This is a genomic window from Cereibacter sp. Soil_C_27 (assembly GCF_057657095.1).
This window is the reverse complement of record NZ_JBDGJD010000004.1, coordinates 56,708-74,498: the sequence shown is the minus strand read 5'-3', so window position 1 is coordinate 74,498 and position 17,791 is coordinate 56,708. Positions and strand designations below refer to the sequence as shown.

Here is a 17,791-nt window from a genome sequence, read left to right as displayed (position 1 = left end):
GTCAAGACGCCAACATCTTGGGGATAACCAGCGCCAAACCGCCAGATGCGGGGAGTGGCGGTTGACTTGCAACCCCGCGCGCCAGACCCTATTCCAGCCCTTCGGAATCAACGGAGCATCCAATTGCGGTTCACCCGCCTGCGTCTCAACGGCTTCAAGAGCTTTGTCGACCCCACGGATCTCATCATCCACGAGGGGCTGACCGGCGTTGTCGGGCCGAACGGCTGCGGCAAGTCGAACCTCCTCGAGGCGCTGCGCTGGGTGATGGGCGAGAACCGACCCACGGCGATGCGCGGCGGCGGCATGGAAGACGTGATCTTCGCCGGTACCGCCACCCGCTCGGCCCGCAACTTCGCCGAAGTGGCGCTGGTGATCGACAACGAGGAACGGCTCGCCCCCGCAGGCTTCAACGAGGCCGACACGGTGGAGATCGTGCGCCGCATCACCCGCGACGCGGGGTCGGCCTACAAGGCCAACACCAAGGAGGTGCGGGCGCGCGACATCCAGATGCTGTTCGCCGATGCCTCCACCGGGGCGCATTCGCCCGCGCTGGTGCGGCAGGGCCAGATCGCCGAGCTGATCAACGCCAAGCCGAAATCCCGCCGCCGCATCCTGGAGGAGGCCGCCGGGATCTCCGGCCTTTACCAGCGGCGGCACGAGGCCGAGCTGCGGCTGGCCGCGACGGAGACCAACCTCGCCCGCGTCGATGACGTGCTGGAAGCGCTGGCGCAGCAGCTGGCCACACTGGCGCGGCAGGCCAGGCAGGCGGCGCGCTACCGCGAGATCGGCGAAGACCTGCGCCGCGCCGAAGGCTCGCTGCTGTTCCGCCGCTGGCGCGAGGCCGACATGGCCCGCGCCGAGGCCGAGACCCTCTTGCGCGCCCGCATGCTCGGCGCCGGTCAGGCTGAGACCGCCGCCCGCAGCGCCGCCGCCGCCCGCGCCGCCGCCGAAGAGGGCCTGCCCGCCAAGCGCGAGGAAGAGGCCATCGCCGGGGCCATCCTGCAGCGGCTGACCGTGCAGCGCGACGCGCTGACCGAGCAGGATGCCCGCGCCCGCCAGACCATCGAGACGCTGATGGCGCGGGTCGATCAGCTTTCCCGCGACATGGACCGCGAGGCCGGGCTGAACCGCGACGCGGTCGACACCATCGCCCGGCTGGACGGCGAGCAGGAGCAGCTTGCCCGCGCCCATGACGGCCATGACGACCGGCTCACCGAGACAGCCGAGGCCGCGCGCGAGGCGGGGGCGGTGCTGGCCGAGCGCGAGGGCTCGCTGTCGGAACGCACCGAGGATGTCGCCCGGCTCGCCGCCCGGCACCAGTCGGCGCAGCGGCTGTTGCAGGACACCCGGACCACGCTGCAGAAGCTGGAAGCCGAGGCGCTGAAGGCGCGCGACTCCGCCGAGACCGCCGAAGAGGCGCAAGCCGCCGCCGCCGAGGCTTATGAGGCCGCCGAAGCCGCACAGGAAGAGGCGCAGGAGCAGGCCGAGGCCACCGAGGAAGCCCTGGCCCTGGCCGAGGAGGCCCGCGCCGAGGCGCAGAACCGCGAGGCCGAGGCCCGCGCCGCCCGCTCCGGCGCCGAGGGCGAGGCCAATGCGCTGCGCGCCGAGGTCGCCGCCCTGTCGCGGCTGGTGGAGCGCGAGGCTTCGGCCGGGGCGCAGCTTCTCGACCGGGTGCAGGTGACGCCGGGCTACGAGGCGGCGCTGGGCGCGGCCTTGGCTGACGACCTGCGCGCCCCCGAGGTCGCCGCCGATGCCCGCTCCGGCTGGGCCGGCCTGCCGGAGTACAGCGATCCCCAGCCCCTGCCCGTGGGTGCCGAGCCTCTGGCGGCGCATGTCGTGGTCCCCGAGGTGCTGCGCCGCCGGATCGGCCAGATCGGCCTCGTCGCGCGTGAGCAGGGGTTCGCGCTGCAGGCCGCGCTGTGTCCCGGGCAGCGGCTGGTCAGTCTCGACGGCGACCTCTGGCGCTGGGACGGCTTCCGCGCGGGCGGCGAGGATGCGCCCTCGGCGGCAGCGCTGCGGCTGAAGCAGCTGAACCGTCTGGCGGCGCTTAAACGCGATCTCGACGAGGTGAGCGCCCGCGCCGACGAGGCGAAACAGGCGCATGAGGCACTGCAGGCCCGGCTGGCCGAACTGGCCCGCGCCGACCAGATGGCCCGCGACGCCCGTCGCGCCGCCGATGCCCGCGTGACCGAGGCGAACCGCGCCGCCTCCCGCGCCGAGGCCGACCGCTCCATCGCCGGGGGCAAGCTGGAGGCCGCGCGCCTCGCCGTCAGCCGCTACGAGGACGAGGCGATGGAAGCCCGCGCCCGGCTGCGCGAGGCCGAGGCCGGGGCCAGCGGCCTGCCCGATCTCGACGAGGCCCGCGCCGGGATCGAGGCGCTGAAGATGGCGGTCGAGGCCGCGCGCATCACCATGATGTCGCGCCGCTCGCATCACGACGAGCTGCGCCGCGAGGGCGAGGCCCGCACCCGGCGGCGGCAGGAGGTGGCGAAGGAACTCTCCGGCTGGAAGCACCGGCTCGAGACCGCCGAGAAACGCTCCTCCGAACTGGCCGAGCGCAAGGCCGACACCGAGGAGGATCTGCGCGAGGCGGCGGAAGTCCCCGAGGAGCTTGCCGCCAAGCGCGAGGAGCTGAGCGAGGCGATCGAGGCCGCCGAAGACCGCCGCAGCCATGCCTCCGAGGCGCTGGCCACGGCGGAAGCGGCGCTGCGCGAGGCGCAGATGGCCGAGCGCGACACGGAACGGCTGGCCGGCGAAGCCCGCGAGGCGCGCGCCCGCGCCGAGGCCCGCGCCGATGCCGCGCTGGAAACCGTGCAGGCCGCCGCCGAGCGCATCCGTGAGGAGACCGACCTGACCCCACCGCAGCTGCTGGAAAGCCTCGGTGCCGATCCCGCACAGATGCCCGACGCCGAGACGCTGGAGGCAGAGGTCAACCGGCTGAAGCGGCAGCGCGAGAGCCTCGGCGCGGTGAACCTGCGCGCCGAGGAGGATGCGGCCAGCGTGCAGGTGGAGCATGACACGCTCGCCAGCGAGAAGGCCGATCTGGAGGAGGCGGTGAAGAAGCTGCGCGCCGGCATCCAGGGGCTGAACCGCGAGGGTCGCGAGCGGCTCCTGACCGCCTTCGAGCAGGTGAACGGCAGCTTCGCCACGCTCTTCACCCATCTCTTCGGCGGCGGCGAGGCGCGTCTGGTGCTGGTGGAAAGCGACGACCCGCTGGAAGCGGGGCTCGAGATCATGTGCCAGCCGCCGGGCAAGAAGCTGGCGACGCTGAGCCTCCTCTCGGGCGGCGAGCAGACCCTGACGGCGATGGCGCTGATCTTCGCCGTCTTCCTCGCCAACCCCGCACCGATCTGCGTGCTCGATGAGGTGGACGCGCCGCTCGACGATGCCAACGTCACCCGCTTCTGCGACATGCTCGACGAGATGACCCGCCGCACCGAGACGCGTTTCCTGGTGATCACCCACCATGCGGTGACCATGGCGCGGATGGACCGGCTCTTCGGCGTGACCATGGCCGAGCAAGGGGTGAGCCAGCTGGTCTCGGTCGATCTGAAGAAGGCCGAGGCGCTGGTTGCCTGAACCACTCAAGCCTTTGTTAACCCTGCCGCGCTACGCCTTCGGTGCCGCAAGCCTTTGCGGTGAACGGAGGTGAGCAAGCTGGAGGAACACAGCTATCGCCGATGGATGGTGCTGATTGCAGCAGGAATGTTGCTGATCGCCATCATCCGCCTTTGGATCGGAAACTGACCCGATAAAAAGGAGACCCCGCAGAGTAGCCGCTCTGCGGGGTCGTTTCGTGAGCACTGGAAACAAAGGAACTATCGCCGTTCCTCCACTATGCTGCGCAGTCGCTAACAAAAAGTAAAGCAGCGCCGCGATTCGTGGTTAATCCAGCCGGATCAGCCGGTCGCGCAGCGTCACCACCCCGTCCTCGACGATCTCGCACAACACGCCGCGCAGCCGCAGTTCGGGATGCCCCGGCGCCACGATCCAGGCCTTCGCCGCCGCGCCATAGCGCACCTTCCACTTCACGCAGCCGTCGTTGAACACATCCGACACCCGCAGCACCGCGGTGCCGGCGCGCAGCAGCGTGCCCACGGGCATGTTCGCCTCGGACGTGTCGATATCGGCCACGATGGTATCGCCCGGATGCGGCGTGGCCTCGCGGTCGCGCCAGACCAGATCGCAGACCCGCGTCGGCAGGATCGAGACCTGGATGCGCGGGTCGGGGCTCCCGTCCTCCAGCCGCAGCCAGGGATGGGTCATCCAGCGCTCGCCGGGGATGCCTTCGGCGACGGTCAGTGTCAGGCTGTCGGGGAAGGTCCGCTGGTTGAAGCCGGGGCGGAAGCAGAGGCTGTCGATCGCGCCTTCTGTCTTCGGGGCGGCCAGCACATGCGGCAGGGCGGCGGCGAGATCGGCTTCGGTCACAGGCATGTCGTCTCCATCCACGCGATCTTCTCGCGCAGCTTCAGGGTTTCGCTGCGCAGCAGGCCAAGCCCGGCCAGCCGCGCCCGGGTCGCCGCGTCCGGCGACTGGACCCGGGCATGAAAGGCCGCCACCTCCGCCGCATCGGCGGCCAGAAGATGCGCCTGCAGCGCCGGATTATACTGATATGCCCCAAGCGACAGCCGGAAATCCAGCCGCGCCTGCCATGTCGCCGGATCTTCGGCATGGAAATGCAACAGCGCAAGGTCCGGATGGAACGCGCCGCCCTCCAGCCGCGCCCCGGCGCGGAAGGCACCGTGCAGCCGGGGCTCGAAGCGCGAGAGCCCGGTGCGGAACAGGCACTTGCCCGCCGCATGGCTCATCACCCCCTCGGGCAGCAGCGGCGCATAGCGGCCGAAGGCGATCTCGCGCGCCGCCGGGTCGCGGATCGCGGCGCGGAACTCTCGGGCGGTGAAGATGTCGTTGGGCAGCCCCGGGTCGTGCAGCGCCTCCCAGGGCGCCACGCGCAGCATCGGCTTATCTTCGGGGGCTTCGGCGAGGATCTCCGCCAGCGGACGCTCCGGCAGCAGGAACTCGTCCACGTCGAGATGCGCGAGCCAGGGCAGATCGGTTTCGGCATAGACGCGCTGGGCGTTGCGCGACTGGCGGTTCTGGTGCCGCTCGGGCCGCCTGCCGCAGGTTTCGCGCCAGTAGGTGGCCGAGCAGCGCAGCACGGTGACGCGGGGCAAGGCCTTGGCGGCGGCAATCGCCGGATCGGTCGGGTCGTCGAAACAGAGCCAGACCCGCGCCGCCCCGAGCCAGAGATGATGCGCCACGAAGGCCCGCAGCGGGTCGAGCGGCGCCTTCACCGTTGCCACGACGCCCCAGCGCGGCAGCTCAGACAAGCGCCACTCCCAGCGCCAGCAGCAAGAGCCCCGCCCAGGCCCGCCACAACGCGCCGCAGGCTGCGTCGATATCCTCCGGCCCGGCATCGCGGCGGCCTTCGGCATTCACCCATGGGAAGTCCTGCCGTCGCCCGTGATAGCTGCGCGGCCCCGACAGCGCCACGCCCAGCACGACTGCCATCGCCGCCTCGGGCCAGCCTGCGTTGGGCGAACGGTGCAGCGGCGCGTCGCGCAGGATGCGGCGGACATCGGTCACACCATGGCTCAGCGCGATCAGCGCCGCCGTCACCCGCGCCGGGATCCAGTTCAGCACGTCGTCGAGCCGCGCCGCCGCCCAGCCGAACTCTTCATGCCGCGGGGTGCGGTGGCCGATCATGCTGTCGGCAGTGTTGGTGATCTTGTAGAGCATCAGCCCCGGCAGGCCGAAGACCAGGAACCACAGCGCCGGGGCGACGATGCCGTCGCTCAGGTTCTCGGCGGCGCTCTCGATCGCCGCACGCGCCACTGCGGGCTCGTCCATCGCGGCGGTATCGCGCCCGACGATCCAGCCCACCGTCAGCCGCCCGTCGCCGAGGCTCTGGCGCAGCGCATTGCCCACGGCGCGGACGTGATCGACCAGCGAGCGCTGCGCCAGCAGGATCGCCGCCACGATCACCTCGAGCACCCCGTAATCCGGCACGGCCGCAATCAGCGCCCCGAGGATCAGCGCGCCGAGTCCCATCAGCGCCATCGCCAGCACGCCCTTCGCCCGCCGTGCCCGCCCGTGGTTCAACCGCGCGTCGCACCAGCCCACCACCCGGCCCATCAGCACCGCCGGATGCGGCCAGCGCTTCCACAGCCAGTCGGGCTCGCCCAAAGCCGCGTCGAGCAGCAGCGCGGGAACCAGCAGTGCGGCGCTCATGCCCTGATCTCCCGCAGCGCCGCCTCGAGCCTCGGCCAGTCCTGCGGCCCCGGCAGGCCGAGCCGCAGCCAGCTGTCGCTGTAAGGAAACACCCGGCTCCAGATCCGCCGCCGTGCCAGCGCCTCCTGCAGCGCCCGCGCATCGCCCGCCTCGTAGAGCCGGAACAGCGACGTGCCGCCGACCAGCGGCAGCCCCACCAGCGCGTCGAGCCGCGCGGCATCCGCCGCCAACCGCGCGCGCGTCGCCTCGGCCCAGCCGCTGTCGCCCAGCGCCTGCGCGCCGATCTCCAGCGCCGGGCCCGAGACCGGCCAAGGCCCCAGCATCTGCGCCAGCCGCGCAAGAATCGCCGGATCGCCGATGGCAAAGCCCAGCCGCAGCCCGGCCAGCCCCCAGAACTTGCCGAAGCTCTTCAGGACCACCGTCCCGGGCCTTGCGGCAAGGCGGATCAGTGAGGCTTGCGGCATCACGTCGCAGAAGCTCTCGTCGATCACGCAGATCTCCGCTCCGGCCTCCTCCTCGCGCCAGATCCGCCCGTCGGGGTTGTTCGGATGCACCAGCACCTTCGCACCGTCCGGACCGAAACCCCAGCCCGCCGCCGCATAGGCCCGGCCATGCTCGTTATAGGTCGGCGCGGTGATTTCCACCCGCCCCCCCTCCAGCGCGAAGGGCAGCCGGGCGATCAGCGCCGAAGCCCCCGGCGCGGCCAGCACTGCCGCCGTGTCGGGCACATGCCAGAAGCCGCGCGCCGCCGCCTCCAGCCGGGCCATCGCCCCGGCATCCGGCAGCGCCGTCCAGGAATCGGGGGCAAGCGGCGGCAGCGGATAGGGCAGGGGGTTGATCCCGGTCGACAGGTCCAGCCAGTCGCCGCGCGTGCCGCCATGGCGTGCGGCCGCCGCATCGACGCCGCCGCCGTGATCGGGTGGTTCCGGAATATGGGTCATGCTGCCTCCGCGCCTCGGCCTGACAAAGCGCATTCCGACCGCCAAGGCAACTGGCGAGCCGATGAGCGGATCCTTGCGCCATTAATCAATCTTTCTGATCTGTTAACCAATGATTAAGGATTTCCGGCAAGCCTGATCGGGACGCATTAAACTTTCCTAAAACTCGAGGCACCCCATGCATGTCCTGATCGTCGAAGCGCGCGAGGATCTGGCCGGCGCCTGGGCCGCGCCGCTGCGCGAGGCGGGCTGCACCGTGCATGTCACCGCGACTCAGGACGAGGCGAGCGAGGTGCTGGCGCGCCAGCGCATCCAGGTGGTGATGCTCGACCTGATGCTGGAGCGCGGATCGGCCCTTGCCGTGGCCGATTTCGCCGCATTCCGCCAGCCTTGGGCCAAGATCGTCTTCCTGACCGACAGCACCGTCTTTTCCGACGGGTCGATCTTCGGCCTCTGCTCCAACGCCTGCGCCTTCCTGCGCAGCGCCACGCCGGTGCAGGATCTGGCCGCCATCGTCGAGCATTATGGCCGCGCCGCCTGACCGCGTGGCGGAATTGGCACGGCCCCGAACATCTCGCGGCACGCCATTCGGGTAGCTTGATTTTTAACGGTTTGCGATCAGACTGTTATTCAGGCAGCAGGGGGAACTCATGCTTGAATATTTACCACAAGACATACGCGACGGCCTCGATGCCGCCCGCAAGACCGAGCTGAAACGCAAGTCGCGCCTGCGCGTCCGCGTGGGCGGGACCGAACTGCCGGTGCTCCGGCTGTGGGAGGGCGGGCTGGCGCTCGACGCCGACCAGATGCCGCAGTTGCGCGGCCTCGTCGATCTCTACGACGGCGCGCGTCACGTCTGCCACTGCCTGATCGTGCTGTCGACGGTCGAGAATGGCGAGCTGATCTGCGAATTCAAGCGCGCCACCCCGGCCAGCGAGACGGCGGCGCTGGACTTCTGGAAGGACGAGAACGCGCCGGTGGGCTATCTGCCGCGCCACTGAGGCGGGTGGGGTCTCCCCCACCCGGGCCTGTCACTGCAGATCGGCGAAGGCCTTCTGCAACCGCTGCACCGCTTCCTCCACCTGCGCCCGCGGCGCCGCGATGTTGAAGCGCAGGAAGCTCTCGCCCCCCGTGCCGAAGGTCGCGCCGTGGTTGGCGCAGATCTGCGCCTCCGTCTCGACCCGGGCGATGAACTCCGGCGCGGTCATGCCGGTATCGGTGAAATCCACCCAGGCCAGATAGGTCGCCTCCAACTGCATCGACTTCAGCCCGGGAATCGCCTGCAGCCCCGCGTCGAAGATCCGCCGGTTCTCCTCGAGATACCCCATCAGGTCATCGACCCAGGCCGCCCCCTCGGGCGAATAGGCCGCCGTCGCCATGAACAGCCCGAAGGAATTGGCCGAGATCCCCAGCGCCGCCATCCGCGCGGCGAACTTCGCCCTGAGCGTCGGATCGGGGATGATGACATTGCCGGTATGGCAGCCGGCGATGTTGAAGGTCTTGGTCGGCGCGGTCATCATCACCAGCCGGTCCTCGATCCCGGGCACCGCCACCGGCATCACGCTGTGCTTCTGCCCCGGATAGACCAGATCGTGATGGATCTCGTCCGACACGAGCAAGAGCCCGTGCCGCTGGCAGAAGTCCGCGACCCCCTGCAGCTCCTCCACCGTCCAGACCCGCCCGCCCGGATTGTGCGGCGAGCAGAACACCAGCATCGTCTCGCGCCCGGTCATCTGCTTGTCCCAGGCGGCGAAATCCATCTCGTAGCGCCCGTTCTCCAGCGCCAGCGGGCATTCCACCACCGTGCGACCGGCGGCTTTGATGACCCGCGCGAAGGCGTGGTAGACCGGCGTCATCAGCACCACGCCATCGCCCGGCGCGGTGAAGGCATCGACGCAGAGCGCGGTGCCGTTCACCAGCCCATGCGTGGTGAAGATTTCCTCGCGCGCCACGTCCCAGCCGTGCCGGGTCTTCATCCACCAGCGGATCGCGTCCAGATATTCGGCATCGTCGCCGTAATAGCCGTAGACCCCATGCGCCGCCATCTTCTCCACCGCCTGCTGCACGCAGGCCGGCGGGCGGAACTCCATGTCGGCCACCCACATGGCGATCCCGGTCTCGGGCGGCACGCCATAGAGTTTTTCCATCATGTCCCATTTCACCGAATGGGTGCCGAGGCGGTCGATCTTCTCGTCAAAGCTCATCGCAGGTTCCTTGTTTTGCCGCAGCCTAGCGCGACGCTCCGCAGGTGCAAGTCCGGGCCTGTCGCTGCTGCGAAGCCGTGACGCATCCGGGCCGCCTGCTGATCCTTGCACCAACCCGGCGCTTCCCTTAAATCGGGCCTATGATACGCCCGATCCTGATCCATCCCGACCCGCGCCTGAAGAAGATCTGCGACCCGGTGGGCCAGATCACCGACGACCTGCGCCGTCTGGCCGATGACATGCTCTCGACCATGTATGACGCGCCCGGAATCGGTCTCGCTGCACCGCAGGTCGGCGTCATCAAGCGGATGATCGTGATGGATTGCGAGAAGGAGCCCGACAGCAAGGCCCGCCCGATCGCCATGCTCAACCCCGAGGTGGTCTGGTCGTCGGAAGACATCTCCACCTACGAGGAGGGCTGCCTGTCGCTGCCGAACCAGTTCGCCGATATCGAGCGTCCGGCCTCGGTGAAGGTCCGCTGGATGGGCATCGACGGCAAGCAGGAGGAAGAGCTGTTCTCCGGCCTCTGGGCGACCTGCGTGCAGCACGAGATCGACCATCTGGATGGCAAGCTGTTCATCGACTATCTGCGCCCGCTGAAGCGGCAGATGATCACCCGCAAACTGGAAAAGCTGAAACGGGACAAGGCGCGCGAAACCGGATCGCGGGTCTGATGGCCCTCTTGCCGATCCTGCGCTGGCCCGACCCGCGCCTCTCCACCCGCTGCGCCCCGGCGGAATTCGGCGCCGATCTCGACCGTCTGGCCGCCGACATGCTGGAGACGATGTATGACGCCCCCGGCCGCGGTCTCGCCGCGCCGCAGGTCGGCGTGCTGCTGCGCCTTTTCGTCATGGACGTGACGTGGAAGGAAGGCACCGCCGATCCGCTGGTCATGGTGAACCCGGAACTCCTCTGGTCCTCCGATACCCGCGTCGAGGGCCCCGAAGGCTGTCTCTCGATCCCCGATGTCACTACTTTCGTCCCCCGCGCCGAGAGCATCCGCCTGCGCTGGGCGGCGCTCGACGGCTCGGTGCAGGAGGCGACGCTGACCGGCATGGCCGCCATCTGCGCCCAGCACGAATACGACCATCTTGACGGTCTCGTCACCCTCGACCGCCTCACGCCCGAGGCCCGGGCCGAAGCCCTCGCCGGATATGCCGCATGAAACGCCCTTTCGTCCCCTATCCCGACAAGCGCCTGAAGACCCCGGCCCTCCCGGTCGAGGCGATCACCGACGAGATCCGCACGATCTGGGCCGACATGGTCGAGACCATGGATGCCATGCCCGGCTACGGCCTCGCCGCGCCGCAGATCGGCGTCGGGCTGGCGCTGGCGGTGGTCGATTGCTCGGAAAGCCGGGGCAAGGCGATCCTCTTGGCCAATCCGCAGGTGCTGCATGCCTCGGGCCAGTTCCGCGAGCATGACGAGGGCAGCCCCAACCTGCCCGGCGTCTCGGCGGTGATCTCGCGACCGCGCGCGGTGACGGTGCGCTTCCTCAACGCGGCCGGAGAGATGGAAGACCGCGATTTCGTCGATATCTGGGCCACCTCGGTGCAGCACCAGATCGACCATCTGGCCGGGAAGATGTATTTCGACCATCTCTCGCCCCTGAAGCGCAAGATGCTGATCACGAAGTCGGAAAAGCTCCGGCCACGGAAATGAAAAATTCTTCCGGAAACCGGAAGGGAAAGGCGCGCGAATGAAAGTGATTTTCATGGGGACGCCCGAGTTTTCGGTTCCGGTGCTCGAGGCGCTGCACGCGCATCACAAGGTGGTCTGCGTCTACAGCCAGCCGCCCCGCCCCGCCGGGCGCGGCAAGAAGGACCGCCCCTCCCCGGTGCAGGCGCGCGCCGAGGCGCTGGGCCTGCCCACCCGCCACCCGACCTCGCTGCGCACGCCCGAGGCGCAGGCCGAGTTCGCGACCTTGGGCGCCGATGTCGCCGTGGTCGTCGCCTATGGGCTGATCCTGCCGCAGCCGATTCTCGACGCCCCCTCCGATGGCTGCCTGAACATCCACGCCTCGCTCCTGCCGCGCTGGCGTGGGGCGGCGCCGATCCACCGGGCGATCCTCGCGGGCGATGCCGAGACCGGCGTCTGCATCATGCGGATGGAGGCGGGGCTCGACACTGGCCCGGTGCTGATGAGCGAGGCGACCCATATCGGCCCCGAGGAGACCACCGCCGATCTGCACGACCGGCTCTCCAACATGGGCGCGCGGCTGATCCTCGGCGCGCTGGCCTCGCTCGACGATCTGGCGCCGCAGCCGCAGCCCGAGACCGGCGTGACCTATGCCGACAAGATCGCCAAGACCGAGGCGCAGATCGACTGGACGCAGCCCGCCGAGCAGGTGGATCGCCGTATCCGCGGCCTCTCGCCCTTTCCCGGCGCATGGACGCTCCTGAATGGCGAGCGGGTGAAGCTGTTGCGCAGCCGTCTCGCCCAAGGCTCCGGCGCCCCCGGCGCCCTGATCGACGGGCTGACCTTCGCCTGCGGCAGCGGCGCGGTGGAGGTCACCCTCGCGCAGCGCGAGGGCAAGCGCCCGATGGAGCGTGACGAGTTCCTGCGCGGCTTCCCCCTCGCCCCCGGCACGCTGGCCCACGATCTCTGATCCCTTGCGCGGCGAACGGGGCCGCCCCCATATCAGGGCCGGAGGTGCCCCATGCCCACGCTGCTCCTGATCCTCGTCATCGGCACGGCCGCCGGATTTCTCGCCACTCGGATCATGCGGGTCGAGGCCGATGTGCCGACCACCATCGCCGTCGGTGTCGGCGGCGTCGTCATGGGCTGGCTGCTGCTGCGCCTGCTCGCCTTCCTCTCCGGCGCGCTGGCGATGTTCGTCGGCGCGGTTCTGGGCGCGGCGCTGCTGATCTGGCTCTGGCGGCGCTATGTCGCGCGCTGAACCCGCTTCGCCGCTTCCTTCAGCTTGAAGCCCCGGCCGCCGGCATCCTGCCACAGCATCTGCCCCTGCCAGGCCGAGAACATCAGCGACGCTGCCTCGCGCCCCTTGGTCCCGCCGCCGAGCCGCAGCGCCAGCGCCGCCTCGACGCGGGCACGCCAGCCCGCCGCCCGCTCGCGCAGCCCCGCATCGCGCAGCGTCGCGGGCATCAGCGACACCGAGTTGATCTCCGACAGCTGCTTCAGCAGCGCCGCCGGCTTCTGCTCCATCTCGGCCGCGTCCAGTGCCTGATCGAGCCCGTCCCAGGCCGCCGTCAGCGCCGCGCGGATCATGCCCTCGCGCGACTGATAGCGTTGCACCAGCGTCGGCGCCGCCAGCCGGCTGACCCGGGCGACGGAGGAGAAGGACACCGCCTTGTCGCCGCCCTGCGCCAGAAGCGTGCAGATCGCGGCGTGGATGTCGGCATCGGGAATGGTTCTCGGACGGCCCATGCACCGCAGGGTAAACGACCGTTCGCTAAATCAAAGCGATTTCTGCCGCGCCGGCTTGAAAGGCGCCATCCCGGCGCGGGCCAGCTCGTCGGCGCGCTCGTTCTCGGCATGGCCGGCATGGCCCTTGATCCAGCGCCAGATCACCTTGTGCCGCGCCTGCGCCTCGTCCAGCCGCTGCCAGAGATCGACATTCTTCACCGGCTTCTTGTCCGCCGTGCGCCAGCCGTTCCGCTTCCAGCCGTGGATCCAGGTCGTCACGCCATTCTTCACATAGGCGCTGTCGGTGACGATGGTGATCTCGCTGTCGCGCGACAGCGCCTCCAGCGCCGAGATCGCCGCCAGCAGCTCCATCCGGTTGTTGGTGGTCAGCGCCTCGCCGCCCGAAAGCGTGCGTTCCTTCACCACCTCGGCCCCCTCGCGGGCCAGCATGAGCACACCCCAGCCTCCCGGTCCGGGGTTTCCGCTGCAGGCTCCGTCGGTATAGGCGAAAAGATCTGGCATGGGCTCCCGCTACACAAGGACGCGACACAGCACAAGTCAGACCCGGTGATAGGGCCCGCCCGCGAGAATCGTCGCCGCACGATACAGCTGTTCGGCCAGCATCACCCGCACCAGCATATGCGGCCAGACCATCCGCCCGAAGGACAGGGCGAAATCCGCCCGGTCGCGCAGCGCGGGGGCGATGCCGTCGGCGCCGCCGATCACGAAGGCCACGTCCTGTCGCCCCGAATCGCGCCAGCCGCCGATCTGCGTCGCAAATTCCGGCGAGGACAGCACCCGCCCGCGTTCGTCCAGCACCGCCAGCAGCGCCCCCGAGGGCACGGCGCGGGCCAGCAGCTCGGCTTCGGCCTCCATGCCGCCCCCGCGCTTGTCCTCGACCTCATGCTGGGAAACCAGGCCGAGGCTCAGCGCCCGCCCGGTCTTGTCGAAACGTCCCAGATAATCGTCGACCAGCGTGCGTTCGGGCCCGGTCCGGAGCCGCCCCACCGCACACAGATGCAGCCGCATCAGTCCTGCGACATGCCCGACGACAGCCCTTGGGTGCCGCCCGGAAGCCACATCTTCTCAAGCTGGTAGAACTCGCGCACCTCGGGCCGGAAGACATGGACGATCACGTCGCCCGTGTCGATCAGCACCCAGTCGCCGGTCTCCTTGCCCTCGACCTTCGACAGCCGCCCGAACTGCTGCTTCAGCCGGTCCATCAGCTTTTCCGAGATCGCCGCGACCTGACGCGACGAGCGGCCCGAGCAGATCACCATGTAATCGGCCATGTCGGAACGGCCGCGCAGATCGATCTGCACGACATCCTCGGCCTTGTCGTCGTCGAGCGACGCAAGGATATGCTCCAGCAAGACTTCGCTCGTCGGCTGATCGGCTGCGTTTTGTGCGGCGCTCATGCGAGCCGGCCGCTGCCCGACCGGAAGCCCGGTCGTGGGGTCAGAATGAGACAGGACATCGTCCTCCAGAGTTGCGCGCCGATCATGCCCCGGCGCAGGGGTCACAGGTTTCAGCATAGCACCCGAAGGACGCCGACTCAACAATCGCGCCCCGCCAGTGCAAAGCGTGCCAATAGACGCTTGCCGGGCGCAGGGCAAGCGGGCAGCCCGCGCGAAAGACTTTGCAATTTCTCCGGCAGGGGCTTATTTCGAAAGCCATGCAAGGGTTCGTCTATTTCAACATCACCGATCATGCGCGGCTTCCGGCCCGCTTCTTCGGCATGACCCGCACCATCCTCGCCCGGCTTTGACGCGGCGGGCGCATTTCGCGCCGCGATGCCGCTGATCCGAGAGACCCTACAGCTATCCCCCAATCGAAGGTGAGAGCCATGACCGCTCCGCGTACCCTCTATGACAAGATCTGGGACGATCACGTCGCCCATCAGGCCGAAGACGGCACCTGCCTGCTCTACATCGACCGCCATCTGGTCCATGAAGTGACCAGCCCGCAGGCCTTCGAAGGCCTGCGCATGACGGGCCGCACCGTCCGCTCGCCCGAAAAGACCATCGCCGTGCCGGACCACAACGTGCCGACCACCGCGGGCCGCGATGTCCACATCGACAACGAGGAATCCCGCATCCAGGTCGATGCGCTCGACAAGAACGCGCGCGACTTCAAGATCAACTACTACCCCGTCTCCGACATCCGTCAGGGCATCGTCCACATCGTCGGCCCCGAACAGGGCTGGACGCTGCCGGGCATGACCGTGGTCTGCGGCGACAGCCACACCGCGACCCACGGCGCCTTCGGCGCGCTGGCGCATGGCATCGGCACCTCCGAGGTGGAGCATGTTCTGGCGACGCAGACGCTGATCCAGAAGAAGTCGAAGAACATGAAGGTGGAGATCACCGGCTCGCTGCGTCCCGGTGTCACCGCCAAGGACATCACCCTCAGCGTGATCGGCGCCACCGGCACGGCGGGCGGCACCGGCTATGTCATCGAATATTGCGGTCAGGCGATCCGCGAACTGTCGATGGAAGGCCGCATGACCGTTTGCAACATGGCGATCGAGGGCGGCGCCCGCGCCGGCCTGATCGCGCCGGACGAGACGACCTTCGCCTATGTCATGGGTCGCCCGCATGCGCCGAAGGCCGCGCAGTGGGAAGCGGCGCTCGCCTATTGGAAGACGCTCTACACCGACGAGGGCGCGCATTTCGACAAGGTCATCACCCTGAAGGGCGAAGACATCGCCCCCGTTGTCACCTGGGGCACCTCGCCCGAGGATGTGCTGCCGATCACCGGCAGCGTGCCGGCCGCGACCGACTTCACCGGGGGCAAGGTCGAGGCGGCGCAGCGCTCGCTCGACTACATGGGCCTGACCCCGGGCCAGAAGCTGACCGACATCAAGATCGACACGGTGTTCATCGGCTCCTGCACCAATGGCCGGATCGAGGATCTGCGCGCGGCGGCGGCAATCCTGAAGGGCAAGAAGGTGGCGCCGGGCATGCGCGCCATGGTCGTCCCCGGCTCCGGCCTCGTCCGGGCGCAGGCCGAAGAAGAGGGTCTGGCGCAGATCTTCATCGACGCCGGTTTCGAATGGCGTCTGGCGGGCTGCTCCATGTGCCTCGCGATGAACCCCGACCAGCTCTCGCCCGGCGAGCGGTGCGCCGCGACCTCGAACCGCAATTTCGAGGGGCGTCAGGGTCGCGGCGGCCGCACCCACCTGCTCTCGCCCGCCATGGCGGCGGCGGCGGCGGTGACCGGCCACCTGACCGACGTGCGCGAGATGATGGCCGAGACCGTCTGAACCCGTCTGCATCGGATGTGCATGACCTGTGCATCCGATGTGCATGCCGCCCGGACCCTCCGGAGCCGGTAACCCAAGGGAAACCATTATGGATAAATTCACCAAGATCACCGGTGTCGCGGCCCCCATGCCGCTGGTCAACATCGACACCGACATGATCATCCCCAAGCAGTTCCTGAAGACGATCAAGCGCTCCGGCCTCGGCAAGAACCTGTTCGATGAGATGCGTTTCACCCAGGACGGGCAGGAGATCCCGGAGTTCGTGCTGAACCAGCCGGCCTACCGCAATGCCGAGATCATCGTCGCGGGCGACAACTTCGGCTGCGGCTCCTCGCGCGAACACGCGCCTTGGGCGCTCCTTGATTTCGGTATCCGCTGCGTGATCTCCACCAGCTTCGCCGACATCTTCTACAACAACTGCTTCAAGAACGGCATCCTGCCGATCGTCATGCCGCCCGAGGTGGTCGAGGTGCTGATGGAGGATTCCCGCAAGGGCGCCAACGCCCGCATGACCGTCGATCTGGAAAATCAGACCGTCACCACCTCCGACGGCCAGTCCTTCCCCTTCGAGGTTGATTCGTTTCGCAAGCACTGCCTCTTGAACGGGCTCGACGATATCGGCCTGACGCTGGAGAAAGCCGCTTCGATCGACGGCTTCGAGAAGTCCGCCGCGACCCTACGCCCTTGGGTGTAGGCACCGCCAAAAGCACTAGATCTGGGGCCGCCTTTAGGGGCGGCCTTTTTTGTTCCCGACTTTGATGCAACTTCGCGACAGAATTACCGCCAAACTGCCACAAAGTTTAAGTTTCCATGGGAGAACGTTGCGGGGACCGGGGAAAGCAGGCAAATTTTGAACAAGATCGCGGTAACTCGCCGGAACGTGCGGGGCCTGATGGGAAAGAGGGGCGCGTGGGCCTTCGTGTCCACGCGGGTTGAAGGTGGAAAAGCGGTGTTCTCACGGCTGACGGGCGCATTGATGCGCGCATTCCTGATCATCGGCGTCATTGTCATCCCGTCGATCCTGCTGCCGGGCGTCACGTCCGACGGCAAGCAGATGGTGACGCTGGTGGCGCTCTTCGCCGCGCTGCTCACCTTCGTCGAATACAATGCCACCTATCCCGGCCTCATCGAATTCCGCGATGCGCCCCCCTTCAACCGGGTGCGCTACCTGCTTCTGCTGGTCACGGTTCTGGCGCTGACGCTGATCCAGGCCGGGACGGTGCAGCCCACCACACTGACGACCCTTGTCAGTGCGATCGGAAATCTCATCGGCCAGGCGATGGACTTCCCCTACAGTCCGGTCCGGCTGGCCACGCTGATGCTCTCGCCCGAGGCGAGCGAGGGTCAGGTGGCCACAGTGCGCACCGCCGCCGGGATGAGCTATCTCATCTCGCTGGTGGGGCTGGCGGTCTTCGTTGTCATGCTGCGGCTGAACCGCTGGCCGACGCGGGCGCAGGCCTTCAACGTCTGGGTCAACCTGCCGACCTTCGACCCGACCGCCGGCGGCGACGTGATCCAGAGGCTGAACCGCGACGCGCGTTTTAACGTGGCCTTAGGCTTTCTTCTGCCATTCCTGATCCCGGCCGTGGTGAAGATCGCCGGCAGCGGGCTGACCCCGCTGACGCTGACCTCGCCGCAGACCCTGATCTGGACGATGACAGCATGGGCTTTCCTGCCTGCCAGCCTCTTCATGCGCGGGATCGCCATGGCCCGCATCGCGGAGATGATCCGCGAGAAGCGCCGCCTTGGCGTGGCCGTCGGCGCTGCGGGCTATATGCCTGCCTGAT

20 protein-coding genes are annotated in these 17,791 nt (G+C 68.5%); 11 read left to right on the top strand and 9 right to left on the bottom strand.

The window, feature by feature from the left end; all coding sequences use genetic code 11:
* Window positions 1–123 precede the first annotated feature (123 nt).
* Window positions 124–3,579, top strand: a complete 3,456-nt coding sequence (gene smc, locus AC3A5Z_RS15175) for a chromosome segregation protein SMC (RefSeq protein ID WP_487520181.1) — start codon at window positions 124–126, stop codon at window positions 3,577–3,579.
* Between the two features lie 306 nt (window positions 3,580–3,885).
* On the opposite strand, the gene AC3A5Z_RS15170 is transcribed toward smc, so the two are convergent.
* Genes AC3A5Z_RS15170 through AC3A5Z_RS15155 form a run of 4 tightly spaced genes read right to left on the bottom strand, consistent with a single transcriptional unit; the run spans window position 3,886 to window position 7,172 of the window.
* Window positions 3,886–4,434 (bottom strand): hypothetical protein, encoded by a 549-nt coding sequence (locus AC3A5Z_RS15170; RefSeq protein ID WP_487520180.1) that lies wholly within the window; start codon window positions 4,432–4,434, stop codon window positions 3,886–3,888.
* On the bottom strand, window positions 4,425–5,330 hold the full coding sequence (locus tag AC3A5Z_RS15165; RefSeq protein ID WP_487520179.1) for a glycosyltransferase family 2 protein: 906 nt from the start codon (window positions 5,328–5,330) through the stop codon (window positions 4,425–4,427). Before AC3A5Z_RS15165 ends, AC3A5Z_RS15170 begins: the two co-directional genes overlap by 10 nt.
* Window positions 5,323–6,231, bottom strand: a complete 909-nt coding sequence (gene cbiB, locus AC3A5Z_RS15160) for an adenosylcobinamide-phosphate synthase CbiB (RefSeq protein WP_487520178.1) — start codon at window positions 6,229–6,231, stop codon at window positions 5,323–5,325. The genes AC3A5Z_RS15165 and cbiB overlap by 8 nt, the downstream gene beginning before the upstream one ends.
* Entirely contained in the window at window positions 6,228–7,172 is a 945-nt protein-coding gene (locus tag AC3A5Z_RS15155; protein ID WP_487520177.1) for a threonine-phosphate decarboxylase, read from the bottom strand. Before AC3A5Z_RS15155 ends, cbiB begins: the two co-directional genes overlap by 4 nt.
* 175 nt (window positions 7,173–7,347) lie before the next feature.
* On the opposite strand from AC3A5Z_RS15155, the gene AC3A5Z_RS15150 reads away from it, so the two are divergent.
* Together AC3A5Z_RS15150 and AC3A5Z_RS15145 are read left to right on the top strand one after the other, a co-directional pair.
* Window positions 7,348–7,710 carry a hypothetical protein gene (locus AC3A5Z_RS15150; protein ID WP_487520176.1) on the top strand — a complete coding sequence of 121 codons (363 nt, stop codon included), beginning with the start codon at window positions 7,348–7,350 and terminating at the stop codon, window positions 7,708–7,710.
* Window positions 7,711–7,819: 109 nt separating this feature from the next.
* Complete coding sequence (locus AC3A5Z_RS15145; protein WP_136794167.1) at window positions 7,820–8,170, top strand: hypothetical protein; 351 nt, start codon at window positions 7,820–7,822, stop codon at window positions 8,168–8,170.
* Between the two features lie 30 nt (window positions 8,171–8,200).
* Here AC3A5Z_RS15145 and AC3A5Z_RS15140 read toward each other — a convergent pair whose 3' ends face one another.
* Window positions 8,201–9,373 carry a MalY/PatB family protein gene (locus tag AC3A5Z_RS15140; RefSeq protein WP_487520175.1) on the bottom strand — a complete coding sequence of 391 codons (1,173 nt, stop codon included), beginning with the start codon at window positions 9,371–9,373 and terminating at the stop codon, window positions 8,201–8,203.
* 140 nt (window positions 9,374–9,513) lie between these two features.
* Here AC3A5Z_RS15140 and def (AC3A5Z_RS15135) point away from each other — a divergent pair, with 140 nt between their 5' ends.
* The 5 genes from def (AC3A5Z_RS15135) to AC3A5Z_RS15115 are packed head-to-tail and all read left to right on the top strand — an operon-like array spanning window position 9,514 to window position 12,272.
* Window positions 9,514–10,047: a peptide deformylase gene (gene def, locus AC3A5Z_RS15135; RefSeq protein ID WP_487520174.1), complete on the top strand. Its 534-nt coding sequence runs from the start codon at window positions 9,514–9,516 to the stop codon at window positions 10,045–10,047.
* Window positions 10,047–10,538 (top strand): peptide deformylase, encoded by a 492-nt coding sequence (gene def / locus AC3A5Z_RS15130; RefSeq protein WP_487520173.1) that lies wholly within the window; start codon window positions 10,047–10,049, stop codon window positions 10,536–10,538. The genes def (AC3A5Z_RS15135) and def (AC3A5Z_RS15130) overlap by 1 nt, the downstream gene beginning before the upstream one ends.
* Window positions 10,535–11,035 carry a peptide deformylase gene (gene def / locus AC3A5Z_RS15125; protein WP_487520172.1) on the top strand — a complete coding sequence of 167 codons (501 nt, stop codon included), beginning with the start codon at window positions 10,535–10,537 and terminating at the stop codon, window positions 11,033–11,035. The genes def (AC3A5Z_RS15130) and def (AC3A5Z_RS15125) overlap by 4 nt, the downstream gene beginning before the upstream one ends.
* A gap of 37 nt (window positions 11,036–11,072) precedes the next feature.
* Entirely contained in the window at window positions 11,073–11,981 is a 909-nt protein-coding gene (gene fmt / locus AC3A5Z_RS15120; RefSeq protein WP_487520171.1) for a methionyl-tRNA formyltransferase, read from the top strand.
* A 51-nt stretch (window positions 11,982–12,032) separates the two neighbouring features.
* A complete protein-coding gene (locus AC3A5Z_RS15115) occupies window positions 12,033–12,272 on the top strand; it encodes a GlsB/YeaQ/YmgE family stress response membrane protein (protein WP_487520170.1) in 240 nt (79 codons plus the stop codon).
* Here AC3A5Z_RS15115 and AC3A5Z_RS15110 read toward each other — a convergent pair.
* Genes AC3A5Z_RS15110 through rsfS form a run of 4 tightly spaced genes read right to left on the bottom strand, consistent with a single transcriptional unit; the run spans window position 12,257 to window position 14,157 of the window.
* A complete protein-coding gene (locus AC3A5Z_RS15110) occupies window positions 12,257–12,760 on the bottom strand; it encodes a transcriptional regulator (protein WP_487520169.1) in 504 nt (167 codons plus the stop codon). The two genes, AC3A5Z_RS15115 and AC3A5Z_RS15110, sit on opposite strands and share 16 nt — an antisense overlap.
* Window positions 12,761–12,790: 30 nt before the next feature.
* Entirely contained in the window at window positions 12,791–13,261 is a 471-nt protein-coding gene (gene rnhA, locus AC3A5Z_RS15105) for a ribonuclease HI (RefSeq protein WP_136792550.1), read from the bottom strand.
* A 36-nt stretch (window positions 13,262–13,297) separates the two neighbouring features.
* On the bottom strand, window positions 13,298–13,768 hold the full coding sequence (gene rlmH / locus AC3A5Z_RS15100; RefSeq protein ID WP_487520168.1) for a 23S rRNA (pseudouridine(1915)-N(3))-methyltransferase RlmH: 471 nt from the start codon (window positions 13,766–13,768) through the stop codon (window positions 13,298–13,300).
* On the bottom strand, window positions 13,768–14,157 hold the full coding sequence (gene rsfS / locus AC3A5Z_RS15095) for a ribosome silencing factor (protein WP_248633245.1): 390 nt from the start codon (window positions 14,155–14,157) through the stop codon (window positions 13,768–13,770). The genes rlmH and rsfS overlap by 1 nt, the downstream gene beginning before the upstream one ends.
* A 428-nt stretch (window positions 14,158–14,585) precedes the next feature.
* On the opposite strand from rsfS, the gene leuC reads away from it, so the two are divergent.
* The 3 genes from leuC to AC3A5Z_RS15080 all read left to right on the top strand — a co-directional run bounded on the left by leuC (window position 14,586) and on the right by AC3A5Z_RS15080 (window position 17,790).
* A complete protein-coding gene (gene leuC / locus AC3A5Z_RS15090) occupies window positions 14,586–16,004 on the top strand; it encodes a 3-isopropylmalate dehydratase large subunit (RefSeq protein ID WP_487520167.1) in 1,419 nt (472 codons plus the stop codon).
* Between the two features lie 88 nt (window positions 16,005–16,092).
* Window positions 16,093–16,698: a 3-isopropylmalate dehydratase small subunit gene (gene leuD / locus AC3A5Z_RS15085; protein ID WP_487520166.1), complete on the top strand. Its 606-nt coding sequence runs from the start codon at window positions 16,093–16,095 to the stop codon at window positions 16,696–16,698.
* A gap of 282 nt (window positions 16,699–16,980) precedes the next feature.
* Window positions 16,981–17,790 (top strand): hypothetical protein, encoded by an 810-nt coding sequence (locus AC3A5Z_RS15080; RefSeq protein WP_487520165.1) that lies wholly within the window; start codon window positions 16,981–16,983, stop codon window positions 17,788–17,790.
* The last annotated feature ends 1 nt before the right edge of the window (window position 17,791 follow it).

Bases quoted from the DNA above. Each gene is read 5' to 3' on its own strand.
- def (WP_487520172.1), top strand. From the start codon at position 10,535: ATGAAACGCCCTTTCGTCCCCTATCCCGACAAGCGCCTGAAGACCCCG.
- AC3A5Z_RS15110 (WP_487520169.1), bottom strand. From the start codon at position 12,760: ATGGGCCGTCCGAGAACCATTCCCGATGCCGACATCCACGCCGCGATC.
- leuD (WP_487520166.1), top strand. From the start codon at position 16,093: ATGGATAAATTCACCAAGATCACCGGTGTCGCGGCCCCCATGCCGCTG.
- fmt (WP_487520171.1), top strand. From the start codon at position 11,073: ATGAAAGTGATTTTCATGGGGACGCCCGAGTTTTCGGTTCCGGTGCTC.
- AC3A5Z_RS15155 (WP_487520177.1), bottom strand. From the start codon at position 7,172: ATGACCCATATTCCGGAACCACCCGATCACGGCGGCGGCGTCGATGCG.
- rsfS (WP_248633245.1), bottom strand. From the start codon at position 14,157: ATGAGCGCCGCACAAAACGCAGCCGATCAGCCGACGAGCGAAGTCTTG.
- AC3A5Z_RS15140 (WP_487520175.1), bottom strand. From the start codon at position 9,373: ATGAGCTTTGACGAGAAGATCGACCGCCTCGGCACCCATTCGGTGAAA.
- def (WP_487520173.1), top strand. From the start codon at position 10,047: ATGGCCCTCTTGCCGATCCTGCGCTGGCCCGACCCGCGCCTCTCCACC.
- AC3A5Z_RS15115 (WP_487520170.1), top strand. From the start codon at position 12,033: ATGCCCACGCTGCTCCTGATCCTCGTCATCGGCACGGCCGCCGGATTT.
- leuC (WP_487520167.1), top strand. From the start codon at position 14,586: ATGACCGCTCCGCGTACCCTCTATGACAAGATCTGGGACGATCACGTC.
- AC3A5Z_RS15080 (WP_487520165.1), top strand. From the start codon at position 16,981: ATGCGCGCATTCCTGATCATCGGCGTCATTGTCATCCCGTCGATCCTG.
- AC3A5Z_RS15170 (WP_487520180.1), bottom strand. From the start codon at position 4,434: ATGCCTGTGACCGAAGCCGATCTCGCCGCCGCCCTGCCGCATGTGCTG.
- rlmH (WP_487520168.1), bottom strand. From the start codon at position 13,768: ATGCGGCTGCATCTGTGTGCGGTGGGGCGGCTCCGGACCGGGCCCGAA.
- AC3A5Z_RS15150 (WP_487520176.1), top strand. From the start codon at position 7,348: ATGCATGTCCTGATCGTCGAAGCGCGCGAGGATCTGGCCGGCGCCTGG.
- cbiB (WP_487520178.1), bottom strand. From the start codon at position 6,231: ATGAGCGCCGCACTGCTGGTTCCCGCGCTGCTGCTCGACGCGGCTTTG.
- AC3A5Z_RS15145 (WP_136794167.1), top strand. From the start codon at position 7,820: ATGCTTGAATATTTACCACAAGACATACGCGACGGCCTCGATGCCGCC.
- rnhA (WP_136792550.1), bottom strand. From the start codon at position 13,261: ATGCCAGATCTTTTCGCCTATACCGACGGAGCCTGCAGCGGAAACCCC.
- def (WP_487520174.1), top strand. From the start codon at position 9,514: ATGATACGCCCGATCCTGATCCATCCCGACCCGCGCCTGAAGAAGATC.